18 protein-coding genes are annotated in these 16,863 nt (G+C 68.3%); 5 read left to right on the forward strand and 13 right to left on the reverse strand.

What is annotated here, in order from left to right:
• Positions 1 to 41 precede the first annotated feature (41 nt).
• The gene (locus ACFWN2_RS21180) at positions 42 to 620 is read right to left on the reverse strand and encodes a TetR/AcrR family transcriptional regulator (RefSeq protein WP_382429694.1); all 579 of its coding nucleotides are present in this window, start codon (positions 618 to 620) and stop codon (positions 42 to 44) included.
• A gap of 93 nt (positions 621 to 713) precedes the next feature.
• Between ACFWN2_RS21180 and ACFWN2_RS21185 the strand changes: the two genes are divergently transcribed.
• The gene (locus ACFWN2_RS21185; RefSeq protein WP_382429696.1) at positions 714 to 1,547 is read left to right on the forward strand and encodes an alpha/beta fold hydrolase; all 834 of its coding nucleotides are present in this window, start codon (positions 714 to 716) and stop codon (positions 1,545 to 1,547) included.
• A gap of 3 nt (positions 1,548 to 1,550) precedes the next feature.
• On the opposite strand, the gene ACFWN2_RS21190 is transcribed toward ACFWN2_RS21185, so the two are convergent.
• The 3 genes from ACFWN2_RS21190 to ACFWN2_RS21200 are packed head-to-tail and all read right to left on the reverse strand — an operon-like array spanning position 1,551 to position 3,787.
• The gene (locus tag ACFWN2_RS21190; protein WP_382429698.1) at positions 1,551 to 1,862 is read right to left on the reverse strand and encodes a hypothetical protein; all 312 of its coding nucleotides are present in this window, start codon (positions 1,860 to 1,862) and stop codon (positions 1,551 to 1,553) included.
• A 28-nt stretch (positions 1,863 to 1,890) separates the two neighbouring features.
• Positions 1,891 to 2,808 carry a LysR family transcriptional regulator gene (locus ACFWN2_RS21195; RefSeq protein ID WP_382429700.1) on the reverse strand — a complete coding sequence of 306 codons (918 nt, stop codon included), beginning with the start codon at positions 2,806 to 2,808 and terminating at the stop codon, positions 1,891 to 1,893.
• Position 2,809: 1 nt separating this feature from the next.
• Complete coding sequence (locus ACFWN2_RS21200) at positions 2,810 to 3,787, reverse strand: 2-dehydropantoate 2-reductase (protein ID WP_382429702.1); 978 nt, start codon at positions 3,785 to 3,787, stop codon at positions 2,810 to 2,812.
• Positions 3,788 to 3,897: 110 nt separating this feature from the next.
• Here ACFWN2_RS21200 and ACFWN2_RS21205 point away from each other — a divergent pair, with 110 nt between their 5' ends.
• Together ACFWN2_RS21205 and ACFWN2_RS21210 are read left to right on the forward strand one after the other, a co-directional pair.
• On the forward strand, positions 3,898 to 4,623 hold the full coding sequence (locus ACFWN2_RS21205; protein ID WP_382429704.1) for a GntR family transcriptional regulator: 726 nt from the start codon (positions 3,898 to 3,900) through the stop codon (positions 4,621 to 4,623).
• Positions 4,624 to 4,895: 272 nt separating this feature from the next.
• Complete coding sequence (locus tag ACFWN2_RS21210; protein WP_382429706.1) at positions 4,896 to 5,081, forward strand: hypothetical protein; 186 nt, start codon at positions 4,896 to 4,898, stop codon at positions 5,079 to 5,081.
• On the opposite strand, the gene ACFWN2_RS21215 is transcribed toward ACFWN2_RS21210, so the two are convergent.
• The 6 genes from ACFWN2_RS21215 to ACFWN2_RS21240 all read right to left on the reverse strand — a co-directional run bounded on the left by ACFWN2_RS21215 (position 5,072) and on the right by ACFWN2_RS21240 (position 13,317).
• On the reverse strand, positions 5,072 to 6,088 hold the full coding sequence (locus ACFWN2_RS21215) for a TerC family protein (RefSeq protein ID WP_382430573.1): 1,017 nt from the start codon (positions 6,086 to 6,088) through the stop codon (positions 5,072 to 5,074). The two genes, ACFWN2_RS21210 and ACFWN2_RS21215, sit on opposite strands and share 10 nt — an antisense overlap.
• 30 nt (positions 6,089 to 6,118) lie before the next feature.
• Positions 6,119 to 6,556 carry a hypothetical protein gene (locus ACFWN2_RS21220; RefSeq protein ID WP_382429708.1) on the reverse strand — a complete coding sequence of 146 codons (438 nt, stop codon included), beginning with the start codon at positions 6,554 to 6,556 and terminating at the stop codon, positions 6,119 to 6,121.
• Entirely contained in the window at positions 6,556 to 8,067 is a 1,512-nt protein-coding gene (locus ACFWN2_RS21225; protein WP_382429710.1) for an Nramp family divalent metal transporter, read from the reverse strand. The genes ACFWN2_RS21220 and ACFWN2_RS21225 overlap by 1 nt, the downstream gene beginning before the upstream one ends.
• A gap of 155 nt (positions 8,068 to 8,222) precedes the next feature.
• Positions 8,223 to 10,370: an acetate--CoA ligase family protein gene (locus tag ACFWN2_RS21230; protein WP_382429712.1), complete on the reverse strand. Its 2,148-nt coding sequence runs from the start codon at positions 10,368 to 10,370 to the stop codon at positions 8,223 to 8,225.
• A gap of 21 nt (positions 10,371 to 10,391) precedes the next feature.
• Positions 10,392 to 11,621, reverse strand: a complete 1,230-nt coding sequence (frc, locus tag ACFWN2_RS21235; RefSeq protein ID WP_382429714.1) for a formyl-CoA transferase — start codon at positions 11,619 to 11,621, stop codon at positions 10,392 to 10,394.
• A gap of 10 nt (positions 11,622 to 11,631) precedes the next feature.
• Positions 11,632 to 13,317, reverse strand: a complete 1,686-nt coding sequence (locus ACFWN2_RS21240) for a thiamine pyrophosphate-binding protein (RefSeq protein ID WP_382429716.1) — start codon at positions 13,315 to 13,317, stop codon at positions 11,632 to 11,634.
• 127 nt (positions 13,318 to 13,444) lie between these two features.
• Between ACFWN2_RS21240 and sucC the strand changes: the two genes are divergently transcribed.
• Together sucC and sucD are read left to right on the forward strand one after the other, a co-directional pair.
• Complete coding sequence (gene sucC, locus ACFWN2_RS21245; RefSeq protein ID WP_382429718.1) at positions 13,445 to 14,545, forward strand: ADP-forming succinate--CoA ligase subunit beta; 1,101 nt, start codon at positions 13,445 to 13,447, stop codon at positions 14,543 to 14,545.
• Entirely contained in the window at positions 14,545 to 15,423 is an 879-nt protein-coding gene (gene sucD / locus ACFWN2_RS21250; RefSeq protein WP_382429720.1) for a succinate--CoA ligase subunit alpha, read from the forward strand. The genes sucC and sucD overlap by 1 nt, the downstream gene beginning before the upstream one ends.
• On the opposite strand, the gene ACFWN2_RS21255 is transcribed toward sucD, so the two are convergent.
• The 3 genes from ACFWN2_RS21255 to ACFWN2_RS21265 are packed head-to-tail and all read right to left on the reverse strand — an operon-like array spanning position 15,420 to position 16,854.
• The gene (locus ACFWN2_RS21255) at positions 15,420 to 16,223 is read right to left on the reverse strand and encodes a hypothetical protein (RefSeq protein WP_382429722.1); all 804 of its coding nucleotides are present in this window, start codon (positions 16,221 to 16,223) and stop codon (positions 15,420 to 15,422) included. The genes sucD and ACFWN2_RS21255 overlap by 4 nt on opposite strands.
• Positions 16,220 to 16,513, reverse strand: coding sequence for a type VII secretion target (locus ACFWN2_RS21260; protein WP_382429724.1), 294 nt, complete (start codon positions 16,511 to 16,513; stop codon positions 16,220 to 16,222). Before ACFWN2_RS21260 ends, ACFWN2_RS21255 begins: the two co-directional genes overlap by 4 nt.
• The gene (locus ACFWN2_RS21265; RefSeq protein WP_382429726.1) at positions 16,510 to 16,854 is read right to left on the reverse strand and encodes a YbaB/EbfC family nucleoid-associated protein; all 345 of its coding nucleotides are present in this window, start codon (positions 16,852 to 16,854) and stop codon (positions 16,510 to 16,512) included. The genes ACFWN2_RS21260 and ACFWN2_RS21265 overlap by 4 nt, the downstream gene beginning before the upstream one ends.
• Positions 16,855 to 16,863 lie beyond the last annotated feature (9 nt).

The following is a 16,863-nucleotide window of genomic DNA, read 5'->3' on the forward strand; positions in this document are numbered from 1 at the left end:
CTATCGCGCCATAGATCGCATCTATGAGGGTGACGAGTGCGTCAGGCCCGCGTGATCAGGTCCTCGGCAGACCGCAGCGTGGACTGGAGAACGGCGTCGCGGTGCACCCCGGCCGGCAACGCCCGCGCGACGGACACCGCACCGATGATGGCCGCCACGAGCGCCCAGGCGCGCTGCCGCTGTTCCTCGAAGTCGCCGGGCATGGCCGGCAGGACGAGCGCGACCATCTTGGAGATCTGCAACTGGTAGACCTCCCGCACCGAGTCGCTCGCCCTGGACACGTCCGCCGTGAGCGCCGCCAGCACGCAGCCGTCGGCGACACCCTCGCAGTGCTCCTCGCTGAGGTAGCTGTAGACGAGCTCGACGAGCATGCGGCGCCGTTCAGCCTGGTCGTCCACGCTCAGCGCCTCGAACTCCGGGCTGACGTAGCCGCGGATCACCTGCTCCAGGAAGCCTTCCTTGCTGCCGAAGTGGGAGTAGATCGCGCCGGACGTGACCTCGGCCGCGGCGGCGAGGCCGTCGACACCGACGCCGTGGAAGCCCTTCTCCTTCAGCCGGCGTGACGCCGAGGCCAGAATCGCCGCCCTGGCCTGCTCCTTGTGGTCCTTCGTGTACCGCACGCCGAACTCCCGACTTGACTTCCGGTGGGGTCGTGATCATACGATAACGCTCGTTATATAGCGATCGTTATTCTATGAATCCGTGAGGGGACCATGTCCGCCAACACCGCTGTCACGCGCACCGTCGACGTCGACGGGACGCCGTTCGCCTACCGCGAGATCGGACTCGCCGAAGGGGTGCCCCTGGTGCTGTTGCAGCACTTCACGGCAGTCCTCGACGACTGGGACCCGGCCGTGGTCGACGGGCTGGCCGAACGGCATCGCGTCGTCCTGGTCGACCTGCGCGGCGTGGGCGGCTCCGGTGGCACCACACCGGACACCATGGAGGCCATGGCCACCGACCTCGCCGCGTTCGTCAGGGCACTGGGTTTCGGCCAGGTCGACCTGCTCGGCGTGTCGATGGGCGGCATGATCGCCCAGGCGCTCGCCCAGCAGGAACCCGGCCTGGTGCGCAGGATGGTCCTCGCCGGCACCTCACCCGCCGGTGACGCGGGCCCCGCCAACGCGATGGCGTTGCTGCAGGGCGCTTTGCACGAGTCGGCGGCGGTGGGCAAGCACCCGAAGCACGTGCTGTTCTTCTCCCCCACCGCCACGAGCCAGGGAGCCGCCGACGCGTTCCTCGCGCGGTTGAACGAGCGGACTCAGGACCGCGACGCCGAGGTCACGAACGAGACCATCGGCGCGCAGGCGACCGCGCTGGCCAATTGGGAGCTCAAGAGCTCACCCGACGGCCTCGCGACGGTCAGCCAGCCGGTGCTGGTCGTCAACGGGGACAACGACGTCATGACCCCGACGATCAGCTCGTTCAACCTCGCGCAGCACCTGCCCAACGCCCGGTTGAGCATCTACCCCGACTCGGGGCACGGCGCGTTGTTCCAGCACCACGAGCTGTTCGTGCGGCAGACGCTGGAGTTCCTCAGCGCGTGAGGCTCATGCCTTGACGAACGTCTCGGCGAAGATGGGCAGCACGGACGCAAGCTGAGCCGCCGAGGCCTCCTGGCCCGGATCGACGTTCGCCTCGCAGTGCACGTAGAAGTCGCCCACACCGTCCGGCTTGGCGAGCGGGAGGTCCGCCTTCCGCTGGTCCGCCGGGCGGCACTGGGCGCAGGTGACGACCTGGCCGTCCGCACCGAGGTCAGCGTCGAACGCTCCGGTCGACGGCCGCCTTAGCGCGCTGGTCCGGCTCTGCCGGTGTCGGCAACGACGGCGAGGGCGCCGACGGCGGCGGGGCGGCGGGTTCACCGGCGCATCCCGTCATGAACCAGACCTGTCACAGGTCCCTGCGGTCGAGGTGCTTGTGCAGCAGCCGGTCCAGCTCCCCGCGCACGTCCAGCCCGCGGGTGAGCCCCAGCATCGCCCGAGCCAGCATCGACGGCTGCTCCCCCACCACGAGCCCGATCTGGGGCACCCGCTGGGGATCCTCGATCCGCACCACCCGCATCCCCTCCGGAGTGCCGAACATCTGCAACCACGCGTGCGCGATGACGCTCGACCACTTCCGCGTCGCCACGTGCGCCCACAGCGTCGCCACCGTGTCGGCCTCGATCACCGGCACGGGCTGCACCCCGGCGTCGGCGAAGACGCCGTCGAGGATCCGGCGGTTGCGCATCTTGGACGTCAGCAGGCACAACGGCAGTGCGGCCACGTCCGCCCAGCGCGCCACCGGACGTGAGGCGATCTCCTCGTCTGCGGGGGTCAGCAGGACGTACCGCTCCTCGTACAACGGCATCGCGCGCACCGAACTGTCCACATAGGTCATCGCGAGATCGAGTTCGTACTCCTCCAGCCCGCGCGTGATCTCGACCGAGGACAGGGACTCCAGCGTCACGCGCACGTGCGGGTAGCGCTCGCAGAACGGCGCGGTGAGCAGGGGTGCGGTCGGGAGCGCCGTCGGGATGGCCCCGATCCGGAGGACTCCCGACAGCGACTCCCTCATGCGGGACAGGTCCTGCCGCAGCGCGTCGCGGTCGGCGAGCATGCGGTGCGCCCACAACAGGACCCGTTCCCCCTCCGGCGTCAGCGCCTCGAACCGGCGGCCGCGGGACACGATCGGCACGCCCAGTTCGCGTTCCAGTTTGCTGATCGCCGCCGACAGCGACGGCTGGGACACGTGGCAGGCCTCCGCGGCGCGCGCGAAGTGGCGTTCACGGGCCAGGGCGACCAGGTACTCCAGCTGTCGCAGCAACAACTCAGGACACCAGCGACGTGCGCGAGAGTAGGTCGATCGCCGCGTAGACGTGCCGCAGCGTCGGTGCCGGCACGCGGGTCAGTTCGGCGATCTCCACCACCGCGGCGATGATCGCGTCGATCTCCAGCCTCTTGCCCGCCTCCAGGTCCTGCAGCATCGACGTCTTGTGGTGCCCGACGCGGCGGGCGCCGTCGATGCGCTTGTCGATCGAGATCTGCGGGTCGCAGCCCGCTGCCCGCGCGATGGTCAGGGTCTCCGCCATCATCTGGGCCACCAGGTCGCGGCTGTCGTCGTGGTCGCAGATCTCCACCATCGTCGCGCGGGTCAGCGCGCTCAGCGGGTTGAACGCCACGTTGCCCATGAGCTTGATCCAGATGTCCTCGCGGACGTCCTTCTCCACCGGGCACTTCAGCCCGCCCGCGATCATCGCCTCGCTCAGCGCGACGCATCGTGACGAGATCGACCGATCCGGCTCGCCGATCGAGAACCGCGTGCCCTCCAGGTGCCGGATCACGCCGGGCGACTCGATCTCCGTCGAGCAGTAGACGACGCAGCCGATCGCCCGTTCCATCGGCAGCACCGCGGTGACGGACCCGCCGGGGTCCACGGCCTCGATCCGTTGTCCCTCAAGGGGATGTCCGGTCATGCCGTGGAAGTACCACCACGGGATCCCGTTCTGCGCCGCGATCACGGCGGTGTCCGGTCCCATCAGCGGCGCCAGCAGATCGCCCGACGACGCGTACGAGTACGCCTTCAGACCGAGGAAGACGTAGTCGACCTCCCCCACCTCGGCGGGATCGGAGGTCGCGTGCGGACGCGCGGTGAAGTCACCACGAGGGCTCAGCACCCGCACGCCGTGCTCGCGCATGGCGGCGAGATGGGCTCCGCGCGCGATCAGATGTACTTCCACGCCCGCACGATGCAACGCCGCACCGACGTAGGCACCGATCGCTCCGGCTCCGAGAACAGCGATCTTCATAGCACGCCCCGCTCTGCCAGCTCACCGGCAAGATTGCATACAGTATACGGACAACACGCCCAGTTCTCTAGAAGTGCTTTTTGCATACGAAAAGCTGTATTCTGTCGGACATGACCTCTTTGCCCAGTGGCCGCCGGGCGCCCCGCGGCTCGCTCAGCGCCGCGGCGACCCGCAGGGTCGAACGCCCCGCACCGCTGCGACAGGCCGTCTACGACGCTCTGCTCGAACTCATCGTCAACCGGACCCTCGCCCCCGGCCAGCACCTGGTCGAGGCCGAACTGGCCGAGTACCTGGGCGTGAGCAGGCAGCCGGTGCGCGAGGCCCTGCAACGGCTCCAGACCGACGGCTGGGTCGACCTGCGTCCCGCTCAGGGCGCCTTCGTGCACACCCCGACCGAGGAGGAGGCCGACCAGCTGCTCGCCGTGCGCAGCGTGCTGGAGACCTACTCCGCCAAGCTCGCGGCGGAGCACGCCACCGCGGCCGACGTGAAGCTTCTCAGGAAGCTGCAGAAGGCCGGCGAGGAGGCCCTCGTCACCGCGAACGTCGAGCGCCTGGTCAAGGCGAACGCCGACCTGCACGCGGCCGTCGCGACGATCGGCCGCAACAAGGTCCTGTCCGAGATGATCGGCCTGGTCGACCGCCGGGTGCGCTGGTACTACACCCCGATCGCCCGCCCGCGCAGCCGCGACTCGTGGAACGAGCACGCCGAACTGGTCGCGGCCATCGCCGACGGCGACGTCGAGCGGGCCGGCGAGGTCATGCACGACCACGCGGAGCAGACCCGCCAGACGTACCACGACCGCAAGACGCCCGAAAGTTCCACCGAGAGCGACTGATCCATCACGCTCAGATCACCCAATTCGGTCATTTGATACCGTACGGGTGATCCGCGACACGATGGCGGCGGATTGCATACAAAACGCAGTATGCTGAATCGCGTCAGGGACGGGGTCATCGGAGACCCGCAAGAGGACTCCCGCTGGATGCCCGGGAAACGGGTACCCGGCGGAGACGGCCCCGGCCGCAGCCCTGACCTTCCCGTGCCGCAGCGCCTGTCGGGCCGCTGCGCGCGTCGGGAGCCACCATCGAGGTCGAAAGAAGGAAAGCCATGTCCCGCTTCAAGGACTTCGCGCGCTCGCTGACCCAGCCGCGTGAGGGTTTCTCCGCAGACGGCCGCGCGCTGGGCCTCGGACTGTCCACCGCGCTGACGGAACAGCGCAAGGACGCCGAGGCCCAGGCGGCCGTGGCCAGGACGCTCCGCAAGGACGCCGAAGGCCACACGATTCACGGCTGAGAGTCCTTCACAGGAGCGCTTTCCTCGCTCCTGCGCGCACTCTCGGCATCCTCCAGCGCGGACCGTGCGGCCCGCCGGGAGGTGTGCAGGCTCCACACCGTCGTGACGGCGAGCGTCACGACGATGACCCCGAGGGACACCACGATCGGGATCTCCGGAGCCCACGAGACGCCGTGGTGGTGCATCGCTTCGAAGATGAGCTTGAACCCGATGAACGCGAGCACCACCGCGAGGCCCTTGCTCAGGTGCACCAGGCGGTCCAGGAGACCGCCCACCAGGAAGAAGAGCTGGCGCAGGCCCATCAACGCGAACGCGTTGGCGGTCAGCACCAGGTACGGCTCCTTGGTGAGCCCGAAGATCGCCGGGATGGAGTCGACGGCGAACAACAGGTCCGTGGTGCCGACCGCGACCATGACGATCAGCATCGGCGTCACGACCCGCTTGCCGTCGATCCGCGTCGTCAGCGAGGCACCGTGGTAGACCGTCGTCGCCGGCAGGAACCTCTTCACCGCGCGCAACGCGGCGTTCTCCTTGACGTCGGCCTCCTCGGACTCGTCCTGCTTCAACAGCTTCCACGCGGTGAAGATCAGGAAGGCGCCGAAGAAGTAGAACAGCCAGTCGAACCGCGCGATCGCCTGTGCTCCCAGCGCGATGAACACGGCTCGCAGCAACAGGGCCAGGATGATGCCGACGACGAGCACCTTCTGCCGGTACTCGCGCGGCACCGCGAACCTGGCCATGATGATCACGAACACGAACAGGTTGTCGACGCTCAGCGAGTACTCGGTGATCCAGCCGGCGAAGAACTCACCGCCGTGGCCGGGCCCGGCGAGCACCGTGACGCCGAGTCCGAACAGGACGGCCAGGCCGACGTAGAAGAGCACCCAGTAAAGGGATTCGCGGAACGACGGCTCGTGCGGCCTGCGGACGACCAGGTAGAGGTCGAACGCGATGATGGCGGCGATCCCGCCCATCGTCGCGACCCACACCCAGACAGGTAGATCCAGCATCCTTGGCTCCTTCGGCGGAAGGGGAGGTCAGCGGGAGGCGGTGGCCCGGACGCGCAGTCGCAGTGCGATGCGTTCGTGCAGCCACAGGAAACCGATGGCCCAGCCGAGGCTCACGATCCCTTGGTAGGCGAGGAAACCCGCCAGATCCGCGGGCATGCGGAACTGACCTGCGAGCACGAGGCTCACGGTGATCTCGTGGATCAGCCTGGCCAGCGGGAACGCCGCGAGCCAGAACAGGGCCACCGGGGCGAACCGGCCGGCGGGAAGCCGTCCCGCCGCCACCAGCAGGCTGAAGAGGCCACCGAACGCGCCCAGCGGCAGGCCGAGCGCCACGGTCGTGACCAGCGCCCACCCGAGCGGCTGGCCGACGAGCGCGGCCAGCCCTCCCGCGACGAGCCCCGCGGCCAGCCCGACGAACGCGCCGGGCACGGCCTCCCTGAGAAAGCCTTCGCGGATCGGCGTCATCAGCCCACCACCACGCCGAACTTGAAGAGGCTGAAGAACAGCATGCCCAGGTAGAACACCGCGCCGAAGCCGATGATCAGGTTGGTGACCAGCTTGGGCCGGATGGGTTTGGGCAGCATCCGGTTGTTCACCAGCAGGAGCACCACGCAGTAGGCGCCCATGGCGAACGTCGACAGGAACGCGAGCACGTCGAGGATCGCGCCCGGTCCGTCGGCCGGTCCGAACAGCAGGATCAGGATGCCGAACGTGATGACACCCCAGAGGAATCCCGCGTAGAGGTGCGACATGCGGAACTTCTTCGCGCCGGGCACGAAGTGGTACGTCATGTCCGCCTGGCCGCGGGAGAACGAGTCGAACAGACCCAGCGTGGCGTTGAGGCCGATCAGCGCGATGAAGCCGAGGAACACCCCGCCGAGCAGCGGTCCGCCCGCCGACGCGAACGCGTCCGACATGGCGTTCAGAGCGGCCTCGCGTTCACCGGACTCGATGAGCGCCTTGACGTCCGGGCTGGTGCGGCTGGCCGACTGCGCGAGGACCGTGAAAGAGACCGTGACGAGCATCGTGATGCCCCAGAAGAGGAGCAGCGCGTCGAACGTGACCCAGCGCCGCCAGCCCTTCCACTTGGCGAGCTCCGCCTTGTCGTCGGTGTCGAACATGAAGCCCCGGCTGGGCATCTTCTCCTCTTCGCCCGCGTGCCGCAGCCCGCGGACCTTCGGGATGTGCGCGCCCATGCCGGCGCCGCTGTCGCGCAGGTGCAGCGTGTACCACATCTGCTGCATGCCGGACGGGCCGGCGAACGCGATCGAGCCGACGATGATCGGGAACCACTCCGGCGACATGGCCTGGGCCGGGAAGTACCCGAACTGGAACATGCCGGTCACCGTGCTGGTCAGGTCACCCCACGTGCCGACCATCGCCGCCACCACCGCGGTGCTGACGACGAGCAGTCCGATGAGGATGGACAGCAGGTTCTCGAGCAGGTTGTAGATGACCTTGGCGAGACTGAACAGCACCCCGACGAGGATCAGGCCCACGCAGGCCGACACCGTCCAGGGTATGCCGGTGATCTTCTCCAGCGCCGCCGCGCCGGCCGACAGGTGACCCGGCCAGATGTAGACGAGCACCGCCACCACGAAGAAGAACCACATGATCGGTTTGAACACGCGTGCGGCGCCGAAGAAGATGCTCTCCCCCGTCGCCATCGCGTACCGCGCCATCTCCAGCATGACGACGGCCTGCAGCGTCACGCCGATGAGGAAGAGCCACCTGATGTCCGGTCCGAAGACCAGCACCAGCCGGGGCCACATGTACGACTCGCCCATGCCCACGCCAAGAGCCACCAGGAACACCGTGGGACCGAGCAGGTGGATCGACGGTGGTGCGTCGGGGAGTTTCCTGATGGGCATCGCTTCCAGCTTGCCCGCGGGCCAGACGCGTTCCTCGCCGGACGCCTTGGCACCGTCGGGGGGCGAACTGGTCTCCGTGCGAGCTGCCAGATTTGGATCATCCACGGTTAACAACCTCCAGAGGACCGGCTGTCTTCGTTGACCTCTCTGGCGGGTTCGCGACCATGGGCGTGTCAGGGTCGCGGACGGGCCATCTCTCCTTGCAACGCCGCAAAATGGTCGTTGGTCTCCCGCGAGACCAACGACCACTCACGACTCAACTACAGCAAGCCGGCAGCACGGGCCCACCGGTACTTGGCACCCAGTACTGCGACAGGCTTCTCCGTCGTGTACGGATACGCAACCACTCCGTTGCGGTACAGGTACTCGCTGGCCTCCTCGACCTGGACGTCACCCGCGAGGGAGGCGACGACGGGCTTGTGGATCCCGTTCGCCCGGTACTCCTCCACGACGTCGACGACGAGCTTCGCGAACACCATCGGCGGTGTGACGATGGTGTGCCAGTAGCCGAGGATCAGCGAGTGGATCCGCTCGTCCGCGAGGCCGAGCGCGATCGTGTTCCGGTACGTCGAGGGCGGTTCCCCGCCGGTGATGTCGACCGGGTTGCCCGCCGCGCCGAACGGCGGGATGAACTTCCGGAACGCCGCGTCCAGGTCGTCCGGGATGCTCATGAGCGACAACCCGTTGTCCACGCAGGCGTCCGAGAGCAGCACGCCCGAACCACCCGCGCCGGTGATGATGACGACGTTCTCGCCCTTCGGCGTGGCCAGCAACGGGATTCCGCGCGCGTACTCCAGCAGGTCGTTCAGGCCGGGTGCGCGGATCACGCCGCTCTGCTTCAGGATGTCGTCGTAGACCCGGTCGTTGCCCGCGAGTGCGCCGGTGTGCGAGCTCGCGGCCTTGGCTCCCTGGTCGGTCCGTCCGGCCTTGAGCACCACGACCGGTTTCTTCTCCGAGACCCGTTTCGCGGTTTCCGCGAAGGAACGACCGTCCTTGAGGTCCTCCAGGTGCATCGCGACGAGCTGCGTGTTCGGGTCGGACTCGAAGAACGTCAGCAGGTCGTCCTCGTCGATGTCGGCCTTGTTGCCCACACCGACGATGGACGAGACGCCCATGCCCGCGGAACGGCTGAACCCGAGGATCGCCATGCCGATTCCGCCGCTCTGCGACGTGAGGGCGACGCCGCCCTTGACGTCGTACGGCGTGCAGAACGTCGCGCTCAGGTTCTCGGGCGTGTAGTAGTAGCCGTAGATGTTCGGGCCGAGTATGCGGACTCCGTGCTTGCGCGCGATCGCCACGATCTCGTTCTGCAGCTCGATGTTGCCCGTCTCGCCGAAGCCGGACGGGATCATGATCGCGCCGCCGACGCCCTTCTTGCCGACCTCCTCCAACGCCGCCGGCACGAACTTGGCCGGGATGGCGAACACAGCCACGTCGATGTCTCCTGGGACATCGGCGATGCTCGCGAACGCCTTGCGGTCGAGGATCTCGTCCGCCTTGGGGTTGATGGGGTGGATCTCGCCCTGGAAGCCGCCGTTGACGAGGTTCTTCATCACCGAGTTGCCGATCTTGCCCTCTTCGTTCGAGGCACCGATCACGGCGACGGCGTTCGGCCGCATGATCCGGTTCATCGAGGCGAGAATCTCGTCCTGCGTGAACCGGACCGGTTCCTTGGCGGCGTCCTCGTCCACCAGGATGCGGACGTCGACCGCGGTGGCCCCCTGTGGTGTCGCCAGCACGGGGTTGAGGTCGACCTCGGCGAACTGCGGGAAGTCCGTGACGAGGTCCGACACGCGGTGGATCAGGTCGGCGAGCTTCCCCGCGTCGACGCCCTCGGCGCCGCGGACGCCTTTCAGGATCTCGGCGGCCGCGATGCCGTTGACCATCGACAGCGCTTCCTCGGCGCTGGTGGGCGCCAGCCGGAACGTGACGTCCTTGAGCACCTCGACCAGGATGCCGCCGAGGCCGAACGCGACGATCTTGCCGAACGTCTCGTCGGTGGTGGCGCCCACGATGACCTCGTGGACCGCTTTCCCGGTCGGCAGCTGCTGCTGGACCTGGACCCCGGTCACGTCCGCGTCCGCCTTGTAGTTCTTGGCGTTGTGGATGATCGTGCGGTAGCCCTCGGCGACCTCGGAGGCGTTGCGCAGCCCCACGAGCACGCCGCCGGCCTCGGTCTTGTGCAGGATGTCCGGCGAGACGATCTTGAGCACGACCGGGTAGCCGATCTCCTCGGCGAACGCGACCGCGCCCTCCGACGACTTCGCCAGCGCCTCGGCGGGGGTCGCGATCCCGTAGGCGTCGCACACCCTCTTGCCCTCCGGTGCGGTGAGCGACGACCGCCCCTCGGCCCGCACCTTCGCGAGTACGTTCTCGACCGCGGCGCGGTCGTAGCCGTTGTCCGGCATGGGTTTCTTCTCCCTAAAGGATTAGATGACGCCGGCGGCACGCAGTCCCGCGAGGCGGTCCGCGCTGTAGCCGAGTGCTCCGAGAACCTCGTCGTTGTGCTCACCGAGCAGCGGCGGCCGCTGCACCTCGACCTGCGAGTCGGAGAGCTTGAGGGGGTTGCCGACCGTCTTGAACGTGCCGCGCTCGGGGTGCTCGACCTCGACCACGGTGCCGAGCGCGGCCAGCGTCTCGTCCTCGATGATCTCCTTGGTGGACAGGATGGGTCCGCACGGGATGTTGTGGGCGTTGAGCTTGTCCATCACCTCCCACTTGGTGTGCTTCTCCGTCCACTCCTCGATCAGCGCGAACGCCTTGTCCAGCTTGGAGAGCCGCACCTCTGGCGTGGCCCAGGCCGGGTCCTCGGCCAGTTCGGGCCTGCCGATCAGCTCGGTCAGCGGCGCCCAGCCGACGGGCTGGATGATCACGTAGATGTAGTCGTTGGGGCCGCCGGGGGCACAGCGCACCGCCCAGCCGGGCTGGCCACCACCGGATGCGTTGCCGGAACGGGGCACCTCGTCCCCGAACTGCTCGTTCGGGTACTCCCCCAGCGGCCCGTGGGTGAGGCGTTGCTGATCGCGCAGCTTCACCCGGCACAGGTTCAGGACGGCGTCCTGCATCGCGACCTGGACGCGCTGCCCGCGCCCGGTGTTGGTCCGTTGGTACAGCGCGGCCAGGATCGCGGCCACCAGGTGGATTCCGGTACCGGAGTCGCCGATCTGCGCGCCGGTGGCGAGCGGCGGACCCTCCTCGAACCCGGTGGTGCTCATCGAGCCGCCCATCGCCTGCGCGATCACCTCGTACGCCTTGAAGTCGGCGTAGCGGCCGGGCCCGAAGCCCTTGATCGACGCGTAGACGAGCCTGCTGTTGAGCTCCTGCAGCTTCTCCCACGGGTAGCCGAAGCGTTCGACGACACCGGGGCCGAAGTTCTCGACGAGGACGTCGACGTCTCCGATCAGTTTCTCGAAGACCTCCTTGCCCTCGGGAGACTTCATGTTGAGGGTGATGCTCCGCTTGTTGCAGTTGAGCATCGTGAAGTAGAGACTGTCCACTTTGGGCAGATCACGCAGCTGACCGCGCGTGATGTCGCCCTTGCCGGGGGTCTCCAGCTTGATGACGTCCGCACCCAGCCAGGCGAGCAGCTGGGTCGACGACGGTCCGGACTGCACGTGCGTCATGTCGAGGACTTTGACGCCCTCCAGGGCCTTGGCCATCTCAGCTCACCTACTTGTACATCGTCTGGTTCATGGTTCCGGGCGCGTACACGTCGGGGTCGATCCACACGTTGATCAGCGAGGGCTTGCCGGACTCGCGGGCGCGTTGCAACGCAGGCCCGATGTCCTTGGGATCGCGCACTTCCTCGCCGTAGCCGCCGAGCATCTTGGCGAACTGGTCGTAGCGGACGTCGCCGAGCGTGTTGCCGACGCGTTCGCGCTCCAGCCCGTACTTGGCCGCCTGGCCGTAGCGGATCTGGTTCATCGAGGAGTTGTTGCCGACGATGCCGACGAACGGCAGGTTGTAGCGGACCAGCGTCTCGAAGTCCCAGCCGGTGAGGGAGAACGCGCCGTCGCCGAACAGGGCCACGACCTCCTTGTCCGGCCTGGCCAGTTTCGCGGCCAGCACGAACGGGACGCCGACGCCGAGCGTCCCGAGTGGACCGGGGTCCATCCAGTGGCCCGGTGACTTCGGCTGCACGACCTGGCCGGAGAACGTGACCACGTCGCCACCGTCGCCGATGTAGATCGAGTCCTCGGTGAGGAAGTCGTTGATCTCGCTCACCAGGCGGTACGGGTGGATCGGCATGTCCTCGGAACGCAGGTGCTCCAGGCGCTTCTGCCGGGCCTTCTCCTCGACCGCCTGCAGCTCCTCCAGCCACACCTTGCGGCCCATTGCGCCGTTGTCCTCGCGGCCGGAGGCGGCCTGCGTGACGGCGGACAGGACCAGGTCGGCGTCACCGACGATGCCGAGGTCGACGTCGCGGTTCTTGCCGACCGTGCGGTAGTCGAGGTCGATCTGGACGACCGTCGCGTTCGCGGAGAGCCTGCGCCCGTAGCCCATCCGGAAGTCGAACGGGGTGCCGACGATCACGATCACGTCGGCGTTGTCGAAGGCGTAGCGGCGCGACAGCTGGAAGTGGTGCGAGTCGCCGGGCGGGAGGGTGCCGCGCCCCGCGCCGTTCATGTAGGCCGGGATGTTGAGGGTGCGGACGAGGTCGATCGCGGAGTCCGTGGCCCGCGTCGTCCACACCTGGCTACCGAGCAGGATCGCGGGCTTGCGGGCGTTGACGAGCAGGTCCGCGAGCTTCTCGATGTCCGCCGGGTCACCGAGGGCGCGAGTGGAGGCGCGGTAGTGGCCCGCCTCCGGTACTCGCGCGGTGCTCACCGGCACCTTGGCGTCGAGCACGTCGCGCGGGATTTCGAGGAACGACGGGCCCGGCGCGCCGGCGTTCGCCTCGCGGAACGCCATCGACACCATGTCCGCGATGCGGGCGGTGTGCGGGACGTTCGCCGCGAACTTCGTGATCGGCGTCATCATGTCGACGTGCGGGAGGTCCTGCAGTGAGCCCATCTTGTGCTGGCTCAGCGCACCCTGGCCGCCGATCAGCAGCATCGGGCTCTCCGCGCGGAACGCGTTGGCGACACCGGTGACGGCGTCGGTGGTGCCGGGGCCCGCCGTGACGACGGCGCAGCCGGGCTTGCCGGTGATGCGGGCGTAACCGTCGGCCGCGTGCGCCGCGACCTGCTCGTGCCGGACGTCGATGACGGCGATGCCCTCGTCCACGCAGCCGTCGTAGATGTCGATGATGTGCCCGCCGCACAGCGTGAAGATGGTGTCGACGCCCTCGGCTTTGAGCGCCTTGGCCACCAGGTGGCCTCCAGAAATCGACTCCGGCTCCGCGGAACTCGTCATCGGCGATCAGCTCCCCTTTGGCGCTTCGACTGTAGATTGCATACCGTATGAGGTAGGCATATCGTTACTCCGCTACCAACCGGATGTCCATAGATGGCCGCAAGTTTTCGGCGAGAGGACGTAGACGGTGGATCTTTTCGAACACGAGGCGCGGGACCTCTTCGAGCGGTACGGGGTGCCCGTTCCGCGTGGTTTCGTGGCGGACACTCCTGAGTCCGCGCGCGAGGCAGCCACGAAGCTCGGCGGCACGGTCGTCGTGAAGGCTCAGGTGAAGACAGGCGGGCGCGGCAAGGCCGGCGGCATCAAACTCGCTTCGTCGCCCGACGAAGCTCTCACCGCGGCCACCGCCATCCTGGGGATGGACATCAAGGGCCACACCGTGCACAGGGTGCTGGTCACCGAGGCGAGCGAGATCGCGGAGGAGTACTACCTGTCGTTCCTGCTCGACCGTGCCAACAGGACGTTCATCGGCATGGCGTCAGCCACCGGCGGCATGGAGATCGAGGAGATGGCGGACTCCATCACCCGGATGCCGGCTTCGTCCTTCGACGCATCAGCGGTGTTCCCGCCGGAGATCGCCGCCGAGGTCAACGAGGTCGCTTCCGCCCTGTGGAAGGTCTTCGTCTCCGAGGACGCGACGCTGGTCGAGGTGAACCCGTTGGCACGCACCAAAGACGGTCGGATCGTCGCGTTGGACGGCAAGGTGACGCTGGACGACAACGCGTCGTTCCGGCACTCTCGACCAACGGACGACGCTTCGGGCGACCCGCTGGAGGTGCGGGCCGCCGAGAAGGGGCTGAACTACGTCAAGCTCGACGGCACCGTCGGTGTCATCGGCAACGGCGCCGGCCTCGTCATGTCCACATTGGACGTCGTGGCGCTGGCCGGTGCCGCGCCCGCGAACTTCCTCGACATCGGCGGTGGCGCCTCGGCCCAGGTCATGGCCGACGGCCTCGACGTCATCCTGTCGGACCCGTCGGTCCGCAGCGTGTTCGTGAACGTGTTCGGCGGCATCACCGCGTGCGACGCGGTGGCCAACGGAATCGTGCAGGCCCTGGGGATCCTGGGCGACCGCGCCGACAAGCCGCTGGTCGTCCGGCTCGACGGCAACAGCGCCGACGCGGGCCACCGGATCCTCGACGAGGCACGACACCCGCTGATCACCGTGGCGCACACGATGGACGACGCGGCGGGCCGTGCCGCCGCTCTCGCTGGCAAGGAGTCCTGATGGCGATCTTCCTCGACGAGCACAGCCGCGTGATCGTGCAGGGCATGACGGGCTCGGAGGGTGTCAAGCACACCCGCCGGATGCTCGCGGCCGGCACGCAGGTCGTCGGCGGTGTGAACGCGCGCAAGGCCGGCACGTCCGTCGCCTTCGACGACATGACGCTGCCGGTGTTCGGCACGGTCGCCCAGGCGATGGCGGAGACCGGAGCGAACGTGTCGGTGCTCTTCGTCCCGCCCGCCTTCACCGGTGACGCGGTGATCGAGGCGATCGACGCGGAGATCGGCCTGGCCGTGGTGATCACCGAGGGCGTCCCGGTCCACGACACGGCGCGGTTCTGGGCCCACGCGCAGGGCCGTTCCACCCGGATCATCGGGCCGAACTGCCCCGGCATCATCAGTCCCGGCAAGTCCAACGCGGGCATCATCCCCGCGGACATCACCAAACCGGGCTCGATCGGACTGGTGTCGAAGTCGGGAACGCTGACCTACCAGCTGATGCACGAGCTGAAGGACTTCGGCTTCACCACGTGCGTCGGCATCGGCGGCGACCCGATCGTCGGCACCACGCACATCGACGCCATCGCGGCGTTCGAGGCCGACCCGGAGACCGAGCTGATCGTGATGATCGGTGAGATCGGTGGTGACGCGGAGGAACGGGCGGCGGAGTTCGTGCGGGACAACGTGTCCAAGCCGTTGGTCGGCTACGTCGCCGGCTTCACCGCGCCCGAGGGCAAGACGATGGGCCACGCGGGCGCCATCGTCTCGGGGTCCTCGGGCACGGCGGAGGCCAAGAAGCTGGCCATGGAGGCCGTCGGGATCAAGGTCGGCAAGACGCCGTCCGAGACCGCGGCACTGGCCAGGGCGATCCTGACCAGCTAGGCGGTCGTCAGCTGCCCGTCTCGGCTCGTGTCCGCGCGAGCCGAGGCGGTCGGCAGTTCCGCGGCCCCTCCCTCCGCCTTGTCGCCGATCACCGACATCGTCTGCTTCACGATCTTCAGCACGGCGGACGCGCCCTCGACGAGCTTGATCAGGTCCTCGCCGCTGGCCAGCAGTTCGCCGAGCTTCGCGGCGATCTGACCCCCGCACTCGACGGCGATCTGCACGCACTGCGGGATCGCCGCGGCGATGCTCTGCCCGAAAGTCGCGGCCGCCGCGGCGATCGCCTGGGTCATGATCGGCACGATCCTGCCCACGGCCTCGGTGATCAGCCGCGTGACCTCGGCGACGACCTGCGCGACCACCTCACCCGCCTTGATCAGCGCGCTGGCGTTGGTCAGCGCGGTCTCGGCGACGGACAGCACACCGTCGACGAGTTCCTTGCCGGTCTTGGCGTACTCGGCCGCGCTGTCGCCGGTCCAGCCGCTGGTCTCGCTGCCGGCCTTGGCGCCGTACTCGCCGGCCATCGCGGTCGCGGCCCTGCCCGCGTCCTCGAACTCGCCCGCGCCCTTCTGGACGCCGTCCGGATCGCCCTTGAGCTGCCCCAGCGGCTCTTCCAGGAACGAGATCATCGGCGTGAGGAAGCCGACGCCCGCGCTGTCCAGTGCCTGCAACGGTTTCCCGTTCGAGCCGAGCTCGCTCAGCGGTGCCTTCGGGGTCTGCGCCAGGTCCTGCGACAGCCACTCGCCGTTGGTGATGGCGTTCGTGGTGGCGCGCAGTTCGTCGAGCAGCGCGGCGGTCATCGGCCTGCTCCCGTGATGTCCTCTGCGTTGCGCTCGTCGGTGCGCTGGTAGTTCTCGGCGGTCCTGCGCATGCCCTCGCCAACCTTGTCCATTGTGGACGACAGCTGCGCGAACGCACCCGTCGTCTCCGCCATCGGCCCGCTCAGCCCCGTGGTGAGGAACTCGGCGAACGAGCCGAGCGACTCCTGGCCGAGCCGATCGGGCGGCCGGATGCCGGCCAGCCGGTCGGCGTACCCGGTCAGGCTCTTGGCGTGACCGCGCAACTGCTCGTGATCGGCGGTGAAGCTCATCGAACGGCCTCCGGCAGGTGCCTCGTGATCTGGTGCAGCGCGTCGCTCTCGCCGAGGTAGTCGGCCATCACCTCGGTCATCCGCGCGCTCGCCAGCCGTTGCGCCTCCCGCGCCGTGCTGACGATCAGCACCGCCAAGGTGTCGACGTCGAGCTTGCGCGCCGCCGGCGTCAGCGCGACGTCGCCGAGCACGCCACCCGCGTTGACCGTCACGGTCACCTCGCCACGCGGCGATGTCGCCGTGGCGCCCACCTCCGCGAGACTCGCGCTCGCCGACCGCGCGCTGTACGCGACGCGCTCCAGTCGTTCCTGGTAGTCCGCCAGCCACTGTGCTGGATCCACTTCTCCCCC

This window comes from Lentzea sp. NPDC058436 (assembly GCF_042721515.1).
Classification (GTDB): domain Bacteria; phylum Actinomycetota; class Actinomycetes; order Mycobacteriales; family Pseudonocardiaceae; genus Lentzea.